The 22,608-nt window shown below is 63.2% G+C and carries 17 protein-coding genes; 12 read left to right on the top strand and 5 right to left on the bottom strand.

Features of this window, described 5'->3' with window-relative positions; all coding sequences use genetic code 11:
- Nucleotides 1-9: 9 nt before the first annotated feature.
- The 3 genes from ACZY0Q_RS20645 to ACZY0Q_RS20635 all read right to left on the bottom strand — a co-directional run bounded on the left by ACZY0Q_RS20645 (nt 10) and on the right by ACZY0Q_RS20635 (nt 3,407).
- Nucleotides 10-1,230, bottom strand: a complete 1,221-nt coding sequence (locus ACZY0Q_RS20645) for a sarcosine oxidase subunit beta family protein (protein ID WP_463919754.1) — start codon at nt 1,228-1,230, stop codon at nt 10-12.
- Entirely contained in the window at nt 1,227-2,525 is a 1,299-nt protein-coding gene (gene glyA / locus ACZY0Q_RS20640; protein ID WP_463919752.1) for a serine hydroxymethyltransferase, read from the bottom strand. The genes ACZY0Q_RS20645 and glyA overlap by 4 nt, the downstream gene beginning before the upstream one ends.
- Nucleotides 2,526-2,729: 204 nt before the next feature.
- Nucleotides 2,730-3,407, bottom strand: coding sequence for a GntR family transcriptional regulator (locus ACZY0Q_RS20635; RefSeq protein ID WP_463919749.1), 678 nt, complete (start codon nt 3,405-3,407; stop codon nt 2,730-2,732).
- Nucleotides 3,408-3,529: 122 nt separating this feature from the next.
- Here ACZY0Q_RS20635 and purU point away from each other — a divergent pair, with 122 nt between their 5' ends.
- From purU to ACZY0Q_RS20615, 4 genes are all read left to right on the top strand, one after another.
- The gene (gene purU / locus ACZY0Q_RS20630) at nt 3,530-4,444 is read left to right on the top strand and encodes a formyltetrahydrofolate deformylase (RefSeq protein WP_463919747.1); all 915 of its coding nucleotides are present in this window, start codon (nt 3,530-3,532) and stop codon (nt 4,442-4,444) included.
- Nucleotides 4,445-4,499: 55 nt separating this feature from the next.
- A complete protein-coding gene (locus tag ACZY0Q_RS20625) occupies nt 4,500-6,992 on the top strand; it encodes a GcvT family protein (RefSeq protein ID WP_463919745.1) in 2,493 nt (830 codons plus the stop codon).
- A 140-nt stretch (nt 6,993-7,132) separates the two neighbouring features.
- Nucleotides 7,133-7,759: a cyclodeaminase/cyclohydrolase family protein gene (locus ACZY0Q_RS20620; RefSeq protein ID WP_463919743.1), complete on the top strand. Its 627-nt coding sequence runs from the start codon at nt 7,133-7,135 to the stop codon at nt 7,757-7,759.
- The gene (locus tag ACZY0Q_RS20615) at nt 7,756-8,631 is read left to right on the top strand and encodes a bifunctional 5,10-methylenetetrahydrofolate dehydrogenase/5,10-methenyltetrahydrofolate cyclohydrolase (protein ID WP_463919741.1); all 876 of its coding nucleotides are present in this window, start codon (nt 7,756-7,758) and stop codon (nt 8,629-8,631) included. Before ACZY0Q_RS20620 ends, ACZY0Q_RS20615 begins: the two co-directional genes overlap by 4 nt.
- A 27-nt stretch (nt 8,632-8,658) precedes the next feature.
- Here ACZY0Q_RS20615 and ACZY0Q_RS20610 read toward each other — a convergent pair whose 3' ends face one another.
- Nucleotides 8,659-9,354: a GntR family transcriptional regulator gene (locus ACZY0Q_RS20610; protein WP_463919739.1), complete on the bottom strand. Its 696-nt coding sequence runs from the start codon at nt 9,352-9,354 to the stop codon at nt 8,659-8,661.
- Between the two features lie 275 nt (nt 9,355-9,629).
- Here ACZY0Q_RS20610 and ACZY0Q_RS20605 point away from each other — a divergent pair, with 275 nt between their 5' ends.
- The 3 genes from ACZY0Q_RS20605 to ACZY0Q_RS20595 all read left to right on the top strand — a co-directional run bounded on the left by ACZY0Q_RS20605 (nt 9,630) and on the right by ACZY0Q_RS20595 (nt 15,025).
- Nucleotides 9,630-11,957: an FdhF/YdeP family oxidoreductase gene (locus ACZY0Q_RS20605; protein WP_463919736.1), complete on the top strand. Its 2,328-nt coding sequence runs from the start codon at nt 9,630-9,632 to the stop codon at nt 11,955-11,957.
- Between the two features lie 8 nt (nt 11,958-11,965).
- Nucleotides 11,966-12,553 carry a GTP cyclohydrolase I FolE gene (gene folE / locus ACZY0Q_RS20600; protein ID WP_463919735.1) on the top strand — a complete coding sequence of 196 codons (588 nt, stop codon included), beginning with the start codon at nt 11,966-11,968 and terminating at the stop codon, nt 12,551-12,553.
- A gap of 447 nt (nt 12,554-13,000) precedes the next feature.
- Nucleotides 13,001-15,025, top strand: coding sequence for a BCCT family transporter (locus ACZY0Q_RS20595; protein ID WP_463919733.1), 2,025 nt, complete (start codon nt 13,001-13,003; stop codon nt 15,023-15,025).
- Between the two features lie 341 nt (nt 15,026-15,366).
- On the opposite strand, the gene ACZY0Q_RS20590 is transcribed toward ACZY0Q_RS20595, so the two are convergent.
- The gene (locus tag ACZY0Q_RS20590; RefSeq protein WP_463919731.1) at nt 15,367-16,299 is read right to left on the bottom strand and encodes a LysR family transcriptional regulator; all 933 of its coding nucleotides are present in this window, start codon (nt 16,297-16,299) and stop codon (nt 15,367-15,369) included.
- Nucleotides 16,300-16,460: 161 nt separating this feature from the next.
- Here ACZY0Q_RS20590 and ACZY0Q_RS20585 point away from each other — a divergent pair, with 161 nt between their 5' ends.
- The 5 genes from ACZY0Q_RS20585 to ACZY0Q_RS20565 all read left to right on the top strand — a co-directional run bounded on the left by ACZY0Q_RS20585 (nt 16,461) and on the right by ACZY0Q_RS20565 (nt 22,588).
- On the top strand, nt 16,461-17,762 hold the full coding sequence (locus tag ACZY0Q_RS20585; RefSeq protein ID WP_463919728.1) for an aromatic ring-hydroxylating oxygenase subunit alpha: 1,302 nt from the start codon (nt 16,461-16,463) through the stop codon (nt 17,760-17,762).
- A complete protein-coding gene (locus ACZY0Q_RS20580; protein WP_463919726.1) occupies nt 17,759-19,174 on the top strand; it encodes a ferredoxin reductase in 1,416 nt (471 codons plus the stop codon). The genes ACZY0Q_RS20585 and ACZY0Q_RS20580 overlap by 4 nt, the downstream gene beginning before the upstream one ends.
- 152 nt (nt 19,175-19,326) lie before the next feature.
- Nucleotides 19,327-20,550, top strand: coding sequence for a formaldehyde dehydrogenase, glutathione-independent (gene fdhA / locus ACZY0Q_RS20575; protein ID WP_463919725.1), 1,224 nt, complete (start codon nt 19,327-19,329; stop codon nt 20,548-20,550).
- A 195-nt stretch (nt 20,551-20,745) separates the two neighbouring features.
- Nucleotides 20,746-21,873 carry an L-talarate/galactarate dehydratase gene (locus tag ACZY0Q_RS20570; protein WP_463919722.1) on the top strand — a complete coding sequence of 376 codons (1,128 nt, stop codon included), beginning with the start codon at nt 20,746-20,748 and terminating at the stop codon, nt 21,871-21,873.
- Nucleotides 21,874-21,883: 10 nt separating this feature from the next.
- Entirely contained in the window at nt 21,884-22,588 is a 705-nt protein-coding gene (locus ACZY0Q_RS20565; RefSeq protein WP_463919721.1) for a FadR/GntR family transcriptional regulator, read from the top strand.
- The last annotated feature ends 20 nt before the right edge of the window (nt 22,589-22,608 follow it).

Below are 22,608 nucleotides of genomic sequence, written 5' to 3'. Positions count from 1 at the left end.
GACTCTCTTCTAGTGGGCCACGGCGGCTGCGCCGTGTTCATCGATCAGGGCGCCGGTTTCGAAGCGTTCCAGCGCAAACGGCTTATTCAGCTTGTGCGGGGTCCCGGTGGCGATGTTGTGGGCGAAGGTGAGGCCGGCGGCGGGGGTGCCCTTGAAGCCGCCGGTGCCCCAGCCGCAGTTCACGAACATGTTCTCCACCGGGGTGGTGCCCACGATCGGGGAGGCGTCCAGGGTGGTGTCCACGATGCCGCCCCAGGTCCTGAGGACGTGCGCCCGGGCAAAGATGGGGAAGAGTTCGACGGCGGCTGCCATCTGGTGCTCGATCACGTGGAAGGAGCCGCGCTGACCGTAGCCGTTGTAGGAGTCCACGCCGGCGCCCATGACCAGTTCGCCCTTGTGGGCCTGGGAGACGTAGACGTGCACATGGTTGGACATCACCACGGTGGGGTGGACCGGTTCGTGCAGTTCGGAGACCAGTGCCTGGAGCGGGTGTGACTGGATGGGGAGCCGGAAGCCTGCCATTTCCGCCAGGACCGAGCTGTGCCCGGCGGCGCACAGGCCCACCTTTTCGGTGTTGATGGTGCCCTGGTTGGTCTTCACGCCCACCACGCGGTTACCGTCCTTGACGAAGCCCGTGACTTCGCAGTTCTGGATGATGTCCACGCCGAGTTCGTCGCACTTGCGGGCGAAGGCCCAGGCCACGTGGTCGTGCTTGGCGATGCCGGCACGGGGCTGGTACGTGGCTCCCATAACGGGGTAGCGGATGTTGTCGTTGATGTTCAGGATGGGGCAGAGTTCCTTGACCTGCTTCGGATCCAGCCATTCAGCGTCCACGCCGTTGAGCTTGTTGGCGCCGACCCGGCGCATGCTTTCGCGGACGTCACCCAGGGTGTGGGCGAGGTTCATGACACCGCGCTGGCTGAACAGGAAGTCGTACTCGAGTTCCTCCGGCAGGATTTCCCAGAGCTTGAGGGCGTGCTCGTAGATGGCCGCGCTCTCGTCCCAAAGGTAGTTGGAACGGATAATGGTGGTGTTCCGGGCCATGTTACCGCCGGCCAGCCAACCCTTTTCCAGGACGGCGATGTTGGTCATCCCGTGGTTCTTGGCCAGGAAGTAGGCCGTGGCCAGGCCATGCCCGCCGCCGCCCACAATCACGGCGTCATAGGACGATTTGGGTTCCGGGTTGCGCCAGAGGAAATCCGGGTGCTCGGGAAGCAGATCGACCATCATGCCACCTCGGTCACGTCAGAGGACAGGTTGGGGTAGAGGGGGAACTTTCCGGCCAGGATTTCAACCCGCTGCCGGAGTTCCACCACGGTCTCGTCGCTGAACTCGCGCTTGAGTGCTGCGGCGATGATGTCCGCGACCTCGGTGAATTCTGCCTTCCCGAACCCACGCGTGGCCAGTGCCGGCGTGCCGATACGAAGACCGGAAGAGACCATCGGCGGACGCGGGTCGAAGGGCACGGCATTGCGGTTGACCGTGATGCCGATCCGGTGCAGGCGGTCTTCGCCCTGCTGGCCGTCCAGTTCCGAATTGCGCAGATCCACCAGGACCAGGTGCACGTCAGTGCCACCGCTGACTACGGTCACGCCGGACTCTGCAACGTCGGCGGACAGCATGCGTTCTGCGATGATGCGGGCGCCTTCCAGGGTGCGTTCCTGGCGTTCGCGGAATTCCGGCTCAGCAGCGAGCTTGAACGCAACTGCCTTCGCGGCAATGACGTGCTCCAGCGGGCCACCCTGCTGTCCGGGGAACACTGCGGAGTTGACCTTTTTGGCGATGTCGGCGTCGTTGGTCAGGATCACACCACCGCGCGGGCCGCCAAGGGTCTTGTGGGTGGTGCTCGTGACGATGTGGGCGTGAGGCACAGGGTTGGGGTGCAGTCCAGCGGCCACCAGACCTGCGAAATGCGCCATGTCCACCATCAGGTAGGCACCTACCAGGTCCGCGATACGGCGGAACTCGGCGAAATCCAGCTGCCTGGAGTATGCGGACCAGCCGGCGACGATCAGCTTCGGCTTGTTCTCAACCGCCAGGCGCTCGACTTCAGCCATGTCAATCAGCATGGTGTCTTCGCCGACTCCGTACGGGACCACTTTGTAGAGCTTGCCGGAGAAGTTGATTCGCATCCCGTGCGTCAGGTGGCCGCCGTGTGCGAGGTTCAGCCCCAGGATGGTGTCGCCGGGCTGGATCAGGGCGAACATCGCCGCTGCGTTGGCCTGGGCGCCTGAGTGGGGCTGCACATTGGCGAATTCGGCGCCGAACAATGACTTAAGACGGTCGATGGCCAGCTGCTCGACCACGTCAACGTGTTCGCAGCCGCCGTAGTAACGCTTGCCCGGGTAGCCTTCGGCGTACTTGTTGGTCAGGACGGATCCCTGCGCCTCCATGACCGCAGTCGGCGCGAAGTTTTCGGAGGCGATCATCTCCAGGGTGTCCTGCTGGCGGAGCAGTTCCTGCTGCACGGCGGCGTGGATCACAGGATCGGTCTCTGCAAGCGAGCGGGTCAGAACGTCGACCATTGTTTCTCCTAAGTCTGCCATCTAATATCCTGTTGATATATTAGTTTCGTGACTCAAGTATGCTATCGGCTCCGGAGGGTGTCAACAGATTTCTGAGGGTTTCGCCGGCAGAGCCAAGAGTGGCCGCGCAACAGACGGAGGCCTTAAACGCTTGAGGCGCAGCCCTTTCCGGGCTGCGCCTCACTCCTGGCGTGCAGACCTGGGCTAGGCGGCGAAAAGAGCTTCGCGCACAGCGCGCTCAAAGCCACTGACGTGGATCCGCGCGAGCTCCGCGGCCCGGGCTTCATCTCCGTCGATAACCGCACGGAGCAGGTCCACATGCTCATGGACGTGACGGGAGAGGTCGGGAAGGCGATCCAGGACCATGCACCAGATTCTTGTCGCGAGATTGTCGTAGCGAATCAGGACATCTTCGAGGTGGGGATTGGCGGCGGCCGCGTAAATGCCTTGGTGCACACGGGCATCGAGGCGCAGGGTTTCAACGACGGAGGCCGCACTTGCGTCGAAAGACTCGACAGCGCGCATAACGGCCCGCAGTTGCTCTCGCATCGACTCCGTGGCCACCCGCGCCGCCCGGGAGGCGGCAAGAGGCTCAAGCTGGGTGCGGATTTCGGAAATGAACGCAAGATCAGTGACCTCCACCCGCGTCGCGAAGGTACCCCTCCGCGGATAGGAAACCACCAGGCGATCCAGCTCAAGCCGCTTCAGGGCCTCACGCACCGGAGTCCGCCCGACGCCAAGGTCCTTGGCGAGGTCGCCGTCATTGAGGAGGTCGCCGGGCTTGATGTCAAGCATCAGCAGCCTGTCGCGGATGCGCTCGTAGGCTACGTCAGCCAGCGACCTCTTTGCCGCATCATCAATTGCCAGAACATCAAAAGCCACAGCGTGAACCCCTTTTCACTCAAGCCAAGAAGGCTATTGACCTCCACCACTGACCAGTATACGCTAATTGCCAGTCCTAATATATCAGTTCTAAATCTTGGAATATATCTAAAGGAGGAGACATGACCCTAGTGGCGATAAACTCATCTACCAGCACGCTGCCTCAGTCGGAGGCCCGCGTGAAAGACCAGACGCAGAAGTTCGTGCTCACACTGTCGTGCGGCGAACGCGCGGGCATCGTCCACGCGGTCACCACCTTTCTCTTTGAGCGCGGCTTTAACATCGACGAACACCAGCAGTTCGACGACGGCCTCCGCCAGACACTGCATCTGCGCACCGCCATCTCCGGCTCGTCCACCTACACCCCGGAGAGGCTCCAGGAAGAGTTCCGTTCGATCGCTGACCGCTTCGACATGAAGTTCAGCTTCCATGACCAGACCAAGCAACGCATCCTCGTGATGGTGTCTAAGTTCGGCCACTGCCTGAACGACCTGCTCTTCCGCTGGCGCGGGGGAAGCCTCGGCGGCGACATCGCCCTTATTGTTTCCAACCATGAAACCCACCGGGCCATGGCCGAGGCCGCCGGCCTCCCCTTCATCTATCTCCCGGTGACCCCTGAGACGAAGTCAGATGCTGAACGGCGCCTGCTGGAACTCGTGGACGAGCACAACATCGACCTCGTCGTGCTCGCCCGCTACATGCAGGTACTGTCCGACGACCTCTGCCGCTCCCTGGAAGGCCGGGCTATCAACATCCACCACTCCTTCCTCCCGGGATTCAAGGGTGCACGCCCTTACCACCAGGCGTACGACCGTGGAGTCAAGCTGGTGGGCGCAACGGCCCACTACGTAACCGCGGAACTGGATGAGGGGCCAATCATCGAACAGGAAGTCATCAGGGTCGACCACAGCTACGGACCGAACACCCTGTCAACAGTCGGACAGGATGCCGAAGCGCTGGCACTCTCCCGCGCCGTGCGGTGGCACTGCGAACACCGTGTGCTCCTGGACGAAACCAGCACCGTAGTGTTCCGCTAAGCACCCGCCACCCGCCCAGCAGAGACAACTCACGAAAATCAGCAGGAGAAACCACATGGCATCGACGCCAAGCATTGTCATTATCGGAGCTGGAATCGTCGGCACAAACCTGGCCGATGAACTGGTTACCCGCGGTTGGAACAACATCACCGTCCTGGACCAGGGACCGCTGAACATGCCCGGGGGCTCCACGTCCCACGCCCCGGGCCTCGTCTTCCAAACGAACCCTTCAAAGACCATGGCTACCTTCGCCAAGTACACCGTTGAGAAGTTCCTGTCCCTGGCCGAGGACGGCGTCAGTTGCTTCGACCAGGTCGGTGGCCTCGAAGTCGCCACCACCGAAACCCGCCTGGCGGATCTGAAGCGGAAACTCGGATACGCCGCCGCATGGGGAATCGAAGGCAAGATCCTTTCCCGCGCCGAGTGCAAGGAGCTCTACCCGCTCCTGAACGAGGAAGACATCCTGGGAGGGCTCCACGTCCCCAGCGACGGCCTGGCACGTGCCGCCCGCGCCGTCCAGCTGCTGATCAAGCGCACGGAAGCCGCAGGCGTCAAGTACCTGGGCAACACCACGGTCACGGGCATTGAGCAGTCCGGCCGCCGCGTCACCGGTGTCGAGACCTCCGAAGGCGTCATCCCCGCCGACATCGTGGTTTCCTGCGCAGGCTTCTGGGGCGCCAAGATCGGCGAAATGATCGGGATGTCCGTCCCCCTTCTCCCCCTGGCCCACCAGTACGTGAAAACCACTCCGGTGCCGGCACGGAAGGGACACAACGAACTTCCCAACGGCGCTTCCCTGCCGATTCTGCGGCACCAGGACCAGGACCTGTACTACCGCGAGCACGGCGACCGCTACGGCATCGGCTCCTACGCGCACCGCCCCATGCCCGTGGACCTTGCGGACCTTGGCTCCTACGACGCCAACAGCATCAGCGAGCACAACATGCCCTCCCGCCTCGACTTCACCCTGGAGGACTTCCTCCCGGCATGGGAGGCCACCAAGCAGCTGCTTCCAGCGCTGCGGGAAAGCGAGATCGAGGACGGCTTCAACGGCATCTTCTCCTTTACTCCCGACGGCGGGCCCCTGGTGGGCGAGTCCAAGGAGCTCGATGGCTTCTTCGTCGCCGAAGCCGTTTGGGTGACCCACTCGGCCGGCATCGCCCGGGCTGTTGCCGAACTCCTGACCACCGGAAAATCCCAGACCGATCTTGGTGAATGCGATATCCACCGTTTCGAAGACGTCCAGCTGACCCCTGAGTATGTCAGCGAAACTTCCCAGCAGAACTTCGTAGAAATCTATGATGTCCTGCACCCCCTGCAGCCCAAGCTCTCCCCCCGCAACCTTCGCGTCACCCCTTTTCACGCCCGCCACAAGGCACTGGGCGGATTCTTCCTGGAGGGCGGCGGATGGGAACGCCCTTACTGGTTCGAAGCCAACGCGGAACTGCTGAAGGAGATGCCGGCTGAGTGGCAGCCCCCGGCCCGTGATGCCTGGTCCGCGATGTTCAGCTCGCCCATTGCAGCCGCTGAAGCCTGGAAGACCCGCACCGCGGTGGCCATGTACGACATGACTCCGCTCAAGCGTCTCGAGATTTCCGGCCCGGGAGCACTGAAGCTGCTGCAAGAGCTCACCACAGCGGAGATGGACAAGAAGCCCGGGGCAGTCACCTACACCCTCCTGCTGGACCACTCCGGTGGCATCCGAAGCGACATCACCGTCGCCCGGCTGAGCGAAGACACCTTCCAACTCGGCGCTAACGGAAACATCGACACCGCCTACTTTGAGCGGGCCGCACGCCACCAGACGGAAAGCGGAACCGCCAGCGACTGGGTCCAGGTCCGCGACACGACTGGCGGCACCTGCTGCATCGGTTTGTGGGGGCCCCTCGCCCGGGACCTGATCAGCACCGTCAGCAGCGACGACTTCTCCAACGACGGTCTCCGCTACTTCCGGTCCAAGAAAGTCATCATCGGTGGCGTCAGCGTGACCGCGATGCGCTTGTCCTACGTCGGCGAGCTGGGCTGGGAGCTGTACGCGAGTGCAGACAACGGCCAACGCCTCTGGGATGCCCTGTGGAAGGCCGGTCAGCCTCACGGCGTCATCGCCGCGGGCCGGGCCGCCTTCAGCTCGCTGCGTCTTGAAAAGGGTTACCGCTCATGGGGCACCGACATGACCACCGAGCACGACCCCCTGGAAGCCGGTCTCGGCTTCGCCGTGAAGATGGCCAAGGAAGACTTCGTCGGAAAGGCCGCCTTGGAGGGCCGCACCGAGGAGAACTCCGCCCGCCGCCTGCGCTGCCTGACGGTCGACGACGGCCGGAGCATCGTGCTGGGCAAGGAACCGGTCTTCTACAAGGACCAGGCAGTCGGCTACGTCACCAGTGCCGCCTACGGTTACACCGTCGCCAAGCCCATCGCCTATGCGTACCTCCCCGCCGCCGTGTCCATCGGTGACTCGGTCGAGATCGAGTACTTCGGACGGCGCATCCAGGCCACCGTCACCGCAGATCCGCTGTACGACCCGACGATGACCAGGCTCCGCGGCTAACCACCCGCCAGACCGTTCAAGGGCACGCGTCAAGGGCACGCGCCCGGACTCTTCACCTCGCAACCAGAGTCCGGGCCGCTGCCCTTCAATCACGTCTCAAACCCTGCCCAGTCGACTCAAGGTTCAGCCCAGGAAGACACATGATCAGCTCAGAAACAATCAACGAATACCTCGCCAAGCTCGCCTCCCGAGAACCCACCCCCGGCGGCGGTGCGGCCGCCGCCCTCCACGCCGCCCAGGGGGCAGCGCTCGTCGCCATGGTTGCCAGATACACCACAGGCCTGAAATACGAGCAGCACGCCGAACTCGTCCAAAGGATCATCAGCGCCGCCGACGGACATGTCCTCGAAGCCCTGCGCCTGGCGGACGCTGACCAACATGCGTTCCAAGGCGTCATCGACTCGTACAAACTTCCGTCCGGGACCGAAGACCTCAAAGCCGCACGGACGGCATCCATCCAGGATGCGCTCATCCTTGCCGCACACACTCCCGCGCAGCTCATCAGGCTCGCCGGCGCCATCCTGGATCTTGCCACGGAGCTTTTCGAGGTCGCGAACGCCAATGTGATCAGCGACATCGCCGCTGCCGCAGACGCAGCCCGCGCAGCCGCAAGCACCGCCCGGGTGAACATCGACATTAACGTGGTGGCCATTAAAGAGGCCGCGGCCCGTTCGAGGTTGGCTGATCAAACCGACGGGCTCGAGGAAAAGGTCATCCTGGCAGCAGACTCCCTCGTGGGGCGCGTGCGTGGAAGGATTCTCGGTTGAGCGCCGTACTCCTCTCCGGAAGAGCACTGGCAAAGAGCATTCAGCAGAGGGCCCACCACGAGGCGCGGGAGCTCGAAGCCGACGGGCTACGCCCCACACTCGCGGTGGTTGTGGCCACCGACGACGGCTCCACCCACTGGTATGTCCGGTCCATCGAACGGGCGGCAGAAAGCGCCGCCATCAGTTGCCGGATCGTGGACCTTGGGCCCGATGCCACCGGACAGGTCCTGGCCTCAGTCCTGAACGAACTCAGCGAGGATCCATCCGTTAACGGCATCATTCTTCAGACGCCCCTGCCTCCAGGCGTTGGAACAGATGAGCTGGTAGGGCAGATTGCCCCGGAGAAGGACGTCGATGGCGCGAACCCGTTGAGCCTTGGCCGGCTGGCCGTTGGCCAGCCCTCGTTCGCACCCGCCACGGCTCGCGCAGTAATCGAGATCCTGGACCACTTTGACACCCCGCTGGCAGGCCGGAATGTGGTCGTCATTGGCCGTTCCGCCGTAGTGGGAAAGCCGCTGTCCCTGCTGCTGCTGGAGCGCGACGCCGCGGTCACCGTCTGCCACTCCCGGTCAGGTCCGTTGGAGAAATACACCAAGGCCGCCGACGTCGTGGTCGTGGCAGCCGGGCGTACCGGCCTGTTGACCGGCAGCCATGTCTCGTCCGAGGCGGTGGTGATCGACGTCGGCACCAACGTCCTTCCTGACGGATCCCTCGTGGGGGATGTCGACGAGGCCAGCGTGCGGGGCATCGCCGCGGCGCTGACTCCGGTCCCGGGCGGCGTCGGATCCGTCACCACATCCCTGCTTCTTCTGCACACAACCGAGGCCGCGCGGAAACAGTCACGGGCCTTGGTCCCGGGAACCGCCGGATGATCCACCGCGGGCCCTATTCAGGTGAATTTACAGGACTGCCCTGATCAGATTTTCGAAGTCGGCGACGTGCTGTGTGGTCAGGCGTGCAGCCGCTTCGGAGTCGCCCTCCGCGATGCACTCGAGAAGCTCAATATGCTGGGCGATATGCTCCGACACCGGCGGGAGCTTTTCCAGCACCAGGCTCCAAATCCGCGTTGCCAGGTTGTCATACCGAATCAGGATATCTTCAAGGTGCCGGCTTCCAGTGGCTCGGTAGATCATCCGGTGGACCCGCATGTCCAGGCGCATGAGATCCCGTTGCGAGTGCATCCCGGGCAGAAGCTGGCCGACTTCCCGGGCAAAATCCCTCAGCTCCTGCCGGCGCTGCGGCGATGCCATGCGGGCAGCCCGCGCTGCTGCTGCCGGCTCCAAGAGTTGGCGTATCTCGGAGATTTCAGCCAGGTCAGTTATGTCCACGCCCGCGGCAAATGTTCCACGCCGGGCATAGGCCACCACTAAATGGTCGCTTTCGAGCCGCTTCATAGCTTCCCGGATGGGCGTTCTGCCAACACCGAGGCGCCTTGAAATGACTTCATCGTTGAGCGGCTCGCCCGGTTTGATGTCCAGAACAATCAACTCATCGCACAAGACCCTATAGGCGAAGTCGGCGAAGGACTCGTCGTCGTGCCTCAGCGGCACTAACGAAACCCCCGCCTCCGCCGGTAATCCGCCAGGGTTTGCCATGTCCAAGTCTCCTTCTGTGTGCCTCCGAGCCTTGACGCCCCGACTCACACTACATAGTATTCCTATAACTGATATATCAATACGTATGCATAAGAATGTCACGGGCCGCGGTGCCTGCCAAGATATACCCTCGACTGAAAGCCTGTGTCCATGGGAGCACGCCTCGGTGTGGGCCGCTCGCTCAACCCGGCCCGCAAGTTCAGGCATGGACCACCTTGAAGCCATCAAGCAACCCCAGCCCCCTGTTTCCTGCCCAGATCTGAAGGAACCATCACATGGCTTCAAAAGCCCCCCTGCATAACATCGACGAGTCAAAGCTGACTGTCACCAAACCCAAAACCAAGGCCGTCGGAATCCCCGCGGTGGTGAACTCGCTGAAAATCTCCCTCGAGCAGATGGGTCCGCTGCGCAGTGTCCAAACGCTGCTGGCAGTCAACCAGGTCGACGGGTTCGACTGCATGGGCTGCGCGTGGCCCGAACACGAAAAGCGCAACGCAGCCGAGTTCTGCGAAAATGGCGCGAAGGCAGTGGCCGAGGAGGGCACCCGCCGCCGTGTCACCCCCGAGTTCTTCGCCGCACACTCCATCGAGGACCTGAAAACGCGGGACGACTACTGGCTCGGTCAGCAGGGCCGGCTGACCCACCCCATGCTTTTGGCCGAGGGAGCCACGCACTACACACCTATCGAATGGGACGCAGCCTATGAGCTGATCGCCCAGGAGATGAAAGAAATGGACCATCCCGGCCAGGCAGTTTTCTACACTTCCGGGCGGACTTCGAATGAAGCCGCTTTCCTTTACCAGCTGCTCGTGCGGGGACTGGGCACGAATAATCTCCCCGATTGCTCCAACATGTGCCACGAGTCCACGGGTTCAGCCCTCGTTGAAACCATAGGCATCGGCAAGGGTTCGGTCAGCCTCGTCGACCTGGAGACAGCCTCACTGATCTTCGTTGCCGGGCAGAATCCAGGTACTAACCACCCGCGCATGCTAAGCGCCCTGGAGAAGGCGAAGAAGAACGGCGCCGTCATCATTTCCGTCAACCCCCTACCCGAGGCCGGGCTCCTCCGGTTCGAGAATCCACAGACGATCTCCGGAACGCTCGTGGGCACGCAACTGACCGACGACTTCCTGCAGATCCGGGCCGGCGGGGATCAGGCCCTCTTCCAGGGGCTTGGCAAATACCTCCTCGAGGCGGAGGCGCAGGGGAGGAAGACCCCGGGACTGGCTACGGTCCTGGACCACGAATTCATCAATGACCACACCGTGGGCATCGATGAATACCTGCGGCACCTCGAAAAAGTCCAGTGGAGTGAAATAGTCGAAGCCACGGGCCTGAGCTTGGAGCAGATCCAGGCCACGGGTGAACGCCTGCTGGCCTCCGATGCCACCATCGTCTGCTGGGCCATGGGCCTAACCCAGCACAAACACTCAGTTCCCACGCTCCGGGACGTGGTGAACGTGCTGCTTCTCCAAGGGAACATCGGTAAGCCCGGAGCAGGAGTATGCCCCGTCCGTGGCCACTCGAACGTCCAGGGCGACCGCACCATGGGCATCTTCGAAAAGATGCCAGAGGCGTTCCACGACAGGCTGGACAAGGAGTTCAAGTTCCTTTCCCCTCGCAAGCACGGCTACGACACCGTTGCGGCGATTCGCGCCATGCGGGACGGCAAAGTCCGCGTCTTCGTTGGTATGGGTGGAAACTTCGTCCGGGCGGCCCCGGATTCCGAGGTCACGGAGCGGGCATTGGCCAACACAGACCTGACGGTACAGATCTCTACGAAGCTGAACCATTCCCACGTGTCCACCGGCCGACGCGCGCTGATCCTCCCGACGCTGGGTCGGACCGAAAAGGACGCGCAGCGCACCGGGGACCAGAGGGTGACGGTGGAAGACTCGATGAGCGCCGTCCATGCGTCACGCGGACGCATTAAGCCGGCCAGCGAGCACCTCCACTCAGAAGTGGCCATAGTGTGCAATCTCGCCCATAAGCTCTTCACCGACAGTGACAACCTCCCACTGCCCAACACGCCTGAAGCTGCCTGGCTCTCGATGAAAGACGACTACTCCCTGGTCCGGAAACACATAGAGGCGGTCGTCGAGGGCTTCGAAAATTTCGAGGAGCGGATCCAGCACCCTGGCGGCTTTGTCCTCCCCCACCCTCCGCGGGACGCCAGACAGTTCAAGACCGCGTCGGGCAAGGCCCACTTCACCGGCAATGAGCTGGAATTCATCAAAGTACCGGAGGGGCGGCTGGTCCTTCAGACCCTGCGCTCACATGACCAGTACAACACCACCATCTATGGCAAGGATGACCGATACCGCGGTATCCACGGTGGGCGTCGGGTAGTTCTTGTCAACGAGGCTGACATCGCTGAGCTGGGCTTTCGGGACGGTGACATGGTTCATTTGATTTCCGAGTTCCGCGGGACAGAGCGGCGGGCGGACAACTTCCGGATCGTTTCGTACTCGACACCGAAGGGCTGTGCGGCAGCATACTATCCGGAGACCAACGTGCTCGTGCCGCTCGATTCGGTAGCTGACACCAGCGGCACACCGACATCCAAGTCCGTCATCGTGCGGCTGGAACGGGCCGAAGCGTGAGCGCTGACATGACGACCGCAACAGCGTCCAAGGGTGTGGACGGGCCGCGGGTTGAGCAGGCCGTCCGCGAATATCTACTTGCGATCGGAGAGGACCCGGACAGGCCAGGGCTTGTGGATACTCCCTCGCGGGTGGCCCGGTCGGCTGCGGAGATATTCGGCGGGCTTCATGAGGACCCCCTGGCCGTGCTGGATAAGACCTTTGACCTGGGGCACGGGGAGATGGTCATCGTCAAGGACATCCCCTTCTACTCCACCTGCGAGCACCATCTGGTGCCATTCCACGGCGTAGCCCACGTTGGCTACATCCCATCGGCTGAGGGTCTCGTCACGGGACTGAGCAAGCTGGCCCGGCTCGTCGATGTCTTTGCACGCAGGCCCCAGGTCCAGGAAAGACTTACAACTCAGGTAGTTGATGCGCTGGTCAGTTCGCTGCGGCCTCTGGGGGCCATTGTGGTCGTCGAGTGCGAGCATCTCTGCATGTCGATGCGCGGTGTCCGCAAGCCCGGGGCCAAGACCATCACTTCAGCCGTCCGCGGGGAGCTCCGCCTGCCGGCGGCCCGGGCTGAGGCGCTCAGCCTGATACACGGCCGCTAGGAAATCTCTGGACACACAACCAGTCCTACAATACAATGTAACTGATATATCTATACTGACCATTAAAGCATATCAGTATTTGATTTGGAGGAAGGCTATGTCTGACTTCACCCAGGCCCATGCCGACCCTTTCTGACCGCAGCTCGTGACACTGCCCGCTATACCGCGACTCCCATGAATATTGCTGTTGTGGACGCAGGAGGAAACCTGAAGGCCTTCACCAACCCCGCAACATCGAGGGCCCCGTTCACGCATCCAGGTTCACCTCCGCACCGGAGCCCTGGATGCACCTCCGGCCAACCGCGGGTACACACCCACGGAATGCAAATCGTCGACGGCAACATCATGATCATCGAATCGGACGAGGCCCCCAACCTTCCGCCCGGTCCGACTCCCGAGGGCCACGTTTGATACAGGCCCATGCCTCACCGAGCAAAGGACCCGCTCATGACTTTTAATAGTGACCTAAAATCCCATACACCCGAGGAGTTTCCTGCTGGCAACGGGGTGTCAAAGGCTCCGCGTAACGAAGAACCTGGAAGTGGGGAGAAGAGCAAAGCAGTCTTCCCTGTGTCCGAGGATATAGACACAAACCCCGCTGTCCTCGACCCGGCGGAAGGAGGCACAATTTTGCCGGACGTCGAAGAGCACGAGCAGATCCTCGAAGAGCTGCGTCATGCCAAGACCGTGCAAGCAGTTGCGGATCGCCGGAACCATAAGCTCATTCTCGACAAGGTCACGTTCGGGATCACCGGCGCCATCGCCATTGCCTTTGTTATCTGGGGCTTTGTCGGCCGGGACAGCCTCGCCTCGTCCTCTACGGTTGCCCTGAACTGGGTCATGGAGTACACCGGATGGCTGTTTATGCTCCTGGCCTCGCTCTTCGTGGTCTTTGTCCTGTGGCTGGCCCTGGGCAAGTTCGGCAACATCCCGCTGGGCAAGGATGGCGAAAAACCCGAATTCCGTACCGTCTCCTGGGTGTCCATGATGTTTGCCGCCGGCATGGGCATCGGGCTGATGTTCTATGGCGTGGCCGAACCGCTCTACCACTACATCTCTCCCCCGCCCGGAACCGTGGACGGACGGACACCCGACGCCATCCAGACGGCCATGGCCACCTCGATCTTCCACTGGACACTGCACCCGTGGGCCATGTACGCAGTGGTTGGCATCGCCATGGCCTACGGCACCTACCGCCTGGGCCGCAGGCAACTGATCTCTGTCGCCTTCACGTCGCTCTTCGGCGTCAGGAGGGTCGAAGGGCCAATCGGGAAGTTCATCAACATCCTGGCCATTTTCGCCACCTTGTTTGGTACCGCCGCATCGTTGGGCCTGGGCGCCCTGCAGATCGGCAGCGGCATGACCTCCAACGGCTGGTTCGGCGAAATCGGCACCCCCGCGCTCGTGGCGATCGTCGCGGTCCTGACCTTATGCTTCGTCGCTTCGGCCGTCTCCGGCATCAGCCGCGGCATCCAGTGGCTCTCCAACATCAACATGGTCCTGGCCGTCGTCCTCGCACTCATCGTCTTCATTGCCGGCCCCACCCTGTTCATCCTCAACCTGATCCCCTCCGCGGTCGGCGACTACGCCCGCGACCTGGCCGAAATGTCATCCCGGACCGAAGCGGTCGGCGATGAGGCCCTTCGGAGCTGGATGACCAGCTGGACCATCTTCTACTGGGCCTGGTGGATCTCCTGGACGCCCTTCGTAGGACTTTTCATCGCCCGGATCAGCCGCGGCCGCACCATCCGCCAGTTCGTTACTGGAGTACTGCTGGTGCCCAGCGTAGTCAGCGTGATCTGGTTTGGTATCTTCGGCGGAGCCGCTTTTCATGTCCAGCAGGAAGCCGATAAGGCAGGCACCCCCGGGCTGGTAACCATGGTCAACGGGACACCATCCGTCAACTTCGACGGAGCACTCTTCGACCTGGTCAAGAACCTTGGCATGCCCGGCTGGCTTACTGCTGGTGTCATCTTGCTGGCTATGGTCCTAGTGGCGATCTTCTTTGTCACCGGTGCCGATGCCGCTTCCATCGTGATGGGATCGCTCAGCTCCAACGGCGCCGAGCACCCCCGCCGCGGAGTAGTGATCTTCTGGGGCAGCCTCACCGGCGCCGTGGCGGCGGTCATGCTGCTGGCCGGCGGCGACGAACCCTCGGAAGCCTTGGCCGGCCTGCAACGCCTCACCATCGTCGCAGCGCTGCCGTTCGTCATCGTTATGCTCCTGCTCTGCTTTGCCCTCGCCAAGGACCTGCGTCGCGATCCCCTGTCCCTGCGACGGCGTCTGGCCACCTCCGTCGTCGAACGCGCCATCCGCACCGGCGTGGAACAGCACGGCGGCGTCCAATTTGACCTCGTCACGAGGCATGACTGCGCTGATTCATGTCCGGACCCTGACTCCCACCAGGGCGGCACGCATACGGGCAGCATCCCAGCCGTCCAGCCCCAGCATCGGGACCCGGACAGTAAATAGCTGCGCACCCTACGAGTACCAAGCCACCTAGGCGGCACGCGGCTTGTTCCGGCCCGTGCCGTCTTGGCACACCCACCCCCAACGCATAGCAAGGTTACCTACATGTCCCAGCACCACGACCAAGAACAGACTCTCCGGGTTAGCAGCGAAGGAAAGGAGTTCGTCAATATCCAGTTGGATTCCTCAAGTCCAGTGACTGTTCGGCTGCAGGTGGATGGGGGCTGCAATTGCCAACACGACAACGGAAACCGCCCCGGCTCGTATGTTGACAGTGACCTCAGTCCCCGCTGACTGCGGGCGGCGTCCCGCGCCCGTGGGCAATGAATCGCCGCAATGCGATTTCAGAGGCCGTCTTCGGGCCGGGCGCTGAGGATCCGATTGGCACTGACCTGCAGGATGGCGAGCGACTCCTGGATCAGGGGCGCTGCGATGCTGCCCCTGCGTACCGCAGCGACAATGCGGCGCGTGGGCTTCCCCTTACCGGTAATGCGAAGTCGAACCACGTTCTCGGCACTGTGCAGGGGTGCCAGTCGTGGCAGCAGTCCCACGCCCAGCCCCGCACCCACAAAGGCGATTTGGGTCTCCCATTCAACGGCCTCATGGGCAATCCGCGGTGTCACCCCGACTGCCGTAAACGCCGCGGTGAAGAGGGAATGGTAGGTGGAACCAACTGCCTCTGTGATCCAGGGTTCGGACGCCAGCTCTTCGAGCGTCACCGTTTCCCGCGATGCCAATGGATGGTCGGCGGGAATGATCACGTCCAGCGGATCGTCGAGCAGGACAGTCTGCTCGAATCGCGGATCGTCCTCGCCATAGGTGTCGGACTGCATGGCAACGATGACCGCGAGGTCGATTCGCTCGGCAACCAACAAGTCGAAGCAGCGGGCCGGGTTGGCCTCAAGCACCTGCACCTCCACCAGGGGGCGCGTTGAGCGCAGGGTTGCGGCCAGCGGCGCGAGCAGCCGGGCGGCCGCCGTGGAGAATCCGCCGAGGCCAAAATGGGACTGCACCTGGTCGCCGGCCTCCATGGCTGCGGCGCGCAGGCTCTCCCATTCGGCAATGACGGTGTCCGAGCCCGCCACGAGAAAGCGGCCCGTGGCGGTCAGCCGCACACCTCGTCCGTCCTTCGTCAGCAGCTGCATTCCAAGGATGCGCTGGAGTTCGCGCAACTGCGCGGAGACGGCGGATGGAGAATAGCCGGTCAGCTCCGCGGTTGCGCCAATGGTGCCGCACCGGGCAAACACTCGCAGTGTTATGAGCCTTGCATCGATCATGCACCTATTGTGCACGGTTATCTTCTAAATATTGCGCTTTTGTCGCAGGTCAATCATCCCTAATCTCATGATTACAAGGTTTTCTATAACGCACGGGTTGCACCCCAACAACCTGGCCTCCACGAATCGCACACTTAACCACGCCTCCCGGGAGGAAACACATGTCTGCTCCAGTCTTGCCCATGAATTCACGCGGAAAACTCGCTTCATCCTTGCCTGCAGCGCAGCTGGCAGAAATCAGCGAGCTGTTCGACTTCCGGCGCGTGGGATATTCCCTCGATGCCCCCTTCTACACCGATCCGACGATTTTCAACGTCGACATGCAGGCCATTTTTGGCCAGCACTGGATCTTTGCCGCCAGCATCGCCGAACTCCCGGAGCCGGGCGACTACGTCACCGTCGACTACGGTCCCTACTCCCTGATCCTGCTGCGCAACGACGACGGCGGCGTGAACGTCCTGCACAACGTGTGCCGCCACCGCGGCGCCCGCGTCCTGACCGAGCCCGCAGGGTCAACAGGAAACCTGGTCTGCGGCTATCACTCCTGGACCTACTCCCCGGAGGGCAATCTGATCCACGCCTCGGCACCGGGGGAGACGAAGTTCGACAAGGGCTGCTTCGGCCTCAAGCGTGCCCACGGCCGCGTGGTGGCCGGGCTCATCTTCGTTTGCATTGCGGACGAGCCGCCGACGGATTTTGACGAAACCGCCAAGATCTTTGAGCCTTACCTCGCGCCCCACGATCTGTCGAAGACGAAAATCGCCTACCAGCAGAACATCGTCGAGGAGGGCAACTGGAAGCTCGTCATGGAGAACAACCGTGAGTGCTACCACTGTGACGGCCACCCGGAGCTCGCCTGTTCCCTCTTTCCCACCTGGGGCCTGACGGAGGGCCTGATCCCGGCTCACCTTGAAGAAGTCTGGGACCGCAACAAGGAAGCACAGTCCTCGCTCGAGGAGCGTTGCCGCCGCTATGGCCTTCCCTACGAGGTGGTGGAGGAGCTCGACACGCGCGTAGCTGGTATCCGCATCTCACGGGAATCGCTCGACGGCGAGGGCGAATCGTTCTCGCCCGATGGGCGCCGGCTCTCCAAGAAGCTGCTCGGCGACTTGCGGGACTTCCGCCTTGGCCGCTGCTCGATGCACCTGCAGCCCAACAGCTGGTTCCACTTCCAGGGGGACCACGTCATCACGTTCGGCTGTTTCCCCATCAACGAACACCAGACACTCGTCCGCACCACCTGGCTGGTAGCTGATGACGCCGTGGAAGGCGTCGACTACGACCTGGACAAACTCACCTACACCTGGAAGCAGACCAACCTCCAGGACAAGGCATTCGTGGAGCTGTGCCAGAAGGGCGCCGGCAGCCCCGCCTACGAGCCCGGCCCGTACATGAAGAGCGAATACCAGGTGGAGGCATTCATCAACTGGTACGTGCAGCGCGTGCAGGAGCACTTGGCATGATTGAACTCCTCACCGAGACCGCCACCCAGGAACCACAGCGCATCCGCGGTCTTGAGATGCCGTGGAACAGGGTGATGGGCAGCACGGAGGGACCCGCGGGCGCTGCCCGCGCGTTGGGGCCTTGGCATCCGCAGGAGTTCATGGCCGAATGTGTGGAGGTCGTTCCCGAGGTGGGCGGCATGATGACCTTCATCTTCCGCCGCTGCGACGGGGCGCCCCTGGCGTTCCGTGCGGGTCAGTACGTCAACGTCGCGTTCCCCGTGAACGGCGAGGACCAGGAAGCAGCGGACCGCAGCTACTCACTGTCCAGTTCGCCCACAGAGCCGTGGACCTTTAACATCACAGTCAAACGCGACTCCACTGGAGTTGTCTCACCGTGGGTGCACCAGAACGTCACACCCGGCACGGTCCTCGAAATGCTCGGTCCGGTCGGGGCATTCCACCTGCCTGATGCCGACCGCCGGGCACGGTACCTCTTGCTGGCTGCTGGCGCAGGGATCACACCCATCATGTCGATGGTGCGGACCATCCACTCCCTGCCCGGTCAGGCCGATGTTGTGGTGCTTTATCACGGTGCGGAAGCCGGAGGCTTTGCCTTCCACAAGGAACTGGCCTACATCGCCTCCGTGGACTCGCGGGTCAAGGTCTTCTACTCCCTGGGCGACCGCAGCAAACCCGAGGGATGGGAAGGGCTCACCGGTAGGCTGACGGCGGCCATGCTCGACGAGGTGGCCCCCGATGCCAACGGCCGCCAGGTCTATGCCTGCGGCCCCGAGGGTTACCTGAACATCGCCACCGAGCTCCTCGAGAAGGTCGGCGTCGACGACACCTCCATCCATATGGAATTCTTCTCGGGAGACCGCCAGACGATCCTTGAATACCAGGCGGAGCTCGCGCTTGCAGTGGACATTGCGGAGGAAATCGCCGAGGAAATCGCCGACTCCGCCGAGGACTACTACGAAAGCCAGCCCAGCGCGTTCGGGCTCTACGAGCCCGGCTACGACGCCGAGGGAACCCTGAAGGCCACGGGGCTGCCGCTGGAAACCGTCGACCCTGAGGCGTCCTCTTCCGAAGCCTCCGACGGCGGTCCGGACGGGGGGCCGGAAGCCGGGTCCGCCGACGTCTCGAGCTTCGACACGGTCGGAACGGGAAGCCTCACCCTGTCCTTCATGCGCACCGGCATCAACGTGCGCATTGATCCCGCCGAACACATCCTCGGGGCGGCCCAGCGTGCCGGAGTCAGGATCGGCGCGAACTGCAAGGAAGGCATGTGCGGCTCCTGCAAGGTGGTCAAGCTTTCCGGGGAGGTCGAGATGAACCACCAGGGCGGGATCCGCGCTCGGGAAATCGATGCCGGCAAGTTCCTGCCCTGCTGCTCCACCGCACGCACCGATATGGTGATCGACGCCTAGCCGCCAGCGCAACACCTTCGTTGCGCCTTAGCGATATGCGCTGCGTATCAATTGACCCAGCTTCACAAGACTGACAACAACTTCCTCACAGACAATCTGATGCGACCAGCGTCGCCGTGAGGGTTCGATCGCCAACCCATAGGAGCCACTCAATGTCAGGTAACAAAGCCGTTGCATACAAGGCGCCGGGGATCGTGGAAATCATCGATACCCCGTTTCCCACCTTTGAACTGCAGGCCGGCCCCGGCGTCAATCCCGTCAATGTCGGCCGGAAGGTCCCCCACGGGGTCATCCTGCGCACCGTGAGCACCAACATCTGCGGCTCGGACCAACACATGGTTCGTGGCCGCACAACCGCCCCGGCCGGTCTCGTCCTGGGGCACGAGATCACCGGGGAAGTCATCGAGACCGGGCCCGACGTCGAGTTCATCAAGGTCGGGGACATCGTCTCGGTCCCCTTCAACATCTCCTGCGGGCGCTGCCGGAACTGCAAGGAGGGCAAGACCGGGATCTGCCTGAACGTGAACCCGGACCGGCCCGGATCCGCCTACGGCTACGTCGATATGGGCGGATGGGTCGGCGGGCAGGCAGAGTTCGTCCTGGTCCCCTACGCGGACTGGAACCTGTTGCGGTTCCCCGATCGGGACCAGGCCCTGGAGAAGATCATGGACCTGACCATGCTCTCGGACATCCTCCCGACCGGTTTCCACGGTGCCGTCACAGCAGGGGTCGGCGTCGGGTCCACCGTCTATGTTGCCGGAGCCGGTCCCGTGGGGCTTGCCGCGGCGGCCAGTGCCCAACTGCTGGGGGCCGCGGTGGTCATCGTGGGGGATCTCAATGAGGATCGCCTGGCCCAGGCCCGATCCTTTGGCTGCGAAACCGTCAATGTGGCCAACGGTGACCCGGCTGACCAGATCGAGCAGCTTCTCGGCGTCCGGGAGGTCGATGCCGGTATCGATGCGGTCGGTTTCGAGGCCCGCGGACACGGACACGGTGCCGGGGCCCAGGAGGCGCCGGCCGCCGTGCTCAATTCGCTGATGGATCTCACCGCCGCCGGCGGGTCCTTGGGCATTCCCGGCCTTTATGTCACCGGGGATCCGGGTGCCGCGGACGAGGCGGCCCAGAAGGGCAGCCTGTCCCTGTCCCTTGGCACCGGCTGGGCGAAGTCCCTCTCCTTCGCGACCGGCCAGTGCCCGGTGATGAAGTACAACCGGCAGCTCATGATGGCGATCCTGCATGACAGGATCCAGATCGCCAAGGCGGTCAACGCCACGGCCATTTCGCTCCAGGATGCCCCGCGGGGCTACGCGGAATTCGATGCCGGAGCCGCCACGAAGTATGTCCTGGACCCGAACGGCTACCTCAGCAACAACTAGTCCGACGTAAGAAGGGGTTCCCTACAGGCAGGCCAGAAGGGCCGTTGCACCACCCAGACCGTGAGGGTGGTGCGACGACCCCCGGTCAGCAACTGGTAGCGCCAAAGAATGGCACTGCTTGTAATACAAGTACTCGACTTGTATTATACGGCTTAGGGCAATGCAGCCCGGACAGCCTGCTTTCGAGGAGCATCAATGAGTACCGTCGACTTCATCCGGCACGTCAAACTTTCCACCGCTCGGCTCCCGCTGGCCGTCCCCATCAGTGACGCCAAGGTGTTCACCGGCCGTCAGAAGCCCATGACCCAAGTGGTGTTCCTGTTCGCGGAGATCACCACGGAACTGGGCCACAGCGGTATCGGCTTCAGCTACTCCAAGCGCGCCGGCGGCCCTGCGCAGTACGCGCACGCCAAGGAGGTGGCCGAGGGACTCATCGGCGAGGACCCCAACGACATCGGCAAGATCTACACCAAGCTGCTCTGGGCCGGCGCCTCCGTGGGCCGCTCGGGTGTGGCCACCCAGGCCCTCGCCGCGATCGACATCGCGCTGTACGACCTCAAAGCCAAGCGCGCCGGCCTCTCGTTGGCCAAGTTCCTGGGCGCCTACCGCGACTCCGTCCAGACCTACAACACCTCCGGCGGCTTCCTCAACGCCTCCCTCGACGAAGTCAAGGCCCGGGCAACTGTCCTCCTGGAGGAAGGCATCGGCGGCATCAAGATCAAGGTTGGCCTGCCGGATTCCGCCGAAGACCTCCGCCGCGTAGCCGGCATCCGCGAACACATCGGCTGGGATGTTCCCCTGATGGTGGACGCCAACCAGCAGTGGGACCGGGCCACCGCCCTGCGCATGGGCCGCCAGTTGGAGCAGTTCAACCTCATCTGGATCGAAGAGCCGCTGGATGCCTACGACTTCGAGGGCCACGCGCACCTGGCAAATGTCCTGGATACACCCATCGCCACGGGAGAGATGCTGGCATCCGTTGCGGAACACAAGGGCCTCATCAACGCCAACGGCTGCGACATCATCCAGCCGGACGCACCGCGCGTCGGCGGCATCACCCAGTTCCTGCGCCTCGCCGCCCTCGCGGACGAGCGCGGATTGGGCCTGGCGCCGCACTTCGCCATGGAAATCCATCTGCACCTCGCCGCGGCGTACCCGCGGGAGCCGTGGGTGGAGCACTTCGACTGGCTCGACCCGCTGTTCAACGAACGCCTCGAAACCAAGAACGGCCGGATGATTGTGCCGGACCGTCCTGGCCTCGGCGTGACCCTCAGCGACCAGGCCCGTGCCTGGACCACCGAGTCCGTGGAGTTCGGCGCGTAACCTAGAACGCATGAGCCGGAACCTGACCGCGGACCTCGCCGCCGACCTTCGCACCCGCATCGTGGACGGCGTCATCCAGCCCGGCGACAAACTTCCCAGCGAAAACACGCTGATGGGCGACTTCGGCGTAAGCCGCACCGTAGTGCGCTCGGCGCTAACGCGCCTCCAGGCCGAAGGGCTGGTGGAAACCGAACGCGGGCGGGGCAGCTTCGCGCTGACCCCGCCCGACGACGGACCCCAGCCAGTTCCGGGCAGCCGGCCGGTGGCCAGCGTCGAAGACCGCCTCCACCTCCTCGATTTCCGAATGGGTGTTGAGGCCGAGGCCGCCGCCCTCGCCGCCCGAAACCACTCCGACCGCCAACTCAGGGCAGTCACTGCCGCCCTGGAACAGTTCACCTCCAGCGCGGACCATCCCGGCCATGCCATGAAGGCCGACTTCGAGTTCCACCGCGCCATCGCGGCCGCCTCCGGCAACCCCTTCTACTCGGACTGCCTCGCCGCACTCGGCCAGACGATGATCGCGATGCCGCGCACACGGCTGCTTACCGGCGTCGAACATTACGCCCGCGACCACTTCGACCAGGTAGTCCACGAGCACCGGTCCATCGCCGCCGCCATCGCGGATGGCGATGAAAGCGCAGCAGCAGCCGCCATGCGGAGTCACCTGGCAAATTCCCGACGTCGTTTCAAGGCTTCGGTCCGTCCGCCCGCCTAGGGCCCTCGCGCGCCAGAAGG

The organism is Pseudarthrobacter lactosi, assembly GCF_055412785.1.
Note: the sequence above shows the minus strand (reverse complement) of the source record. Positions and strands in the feature narration are given on the sequence as shown.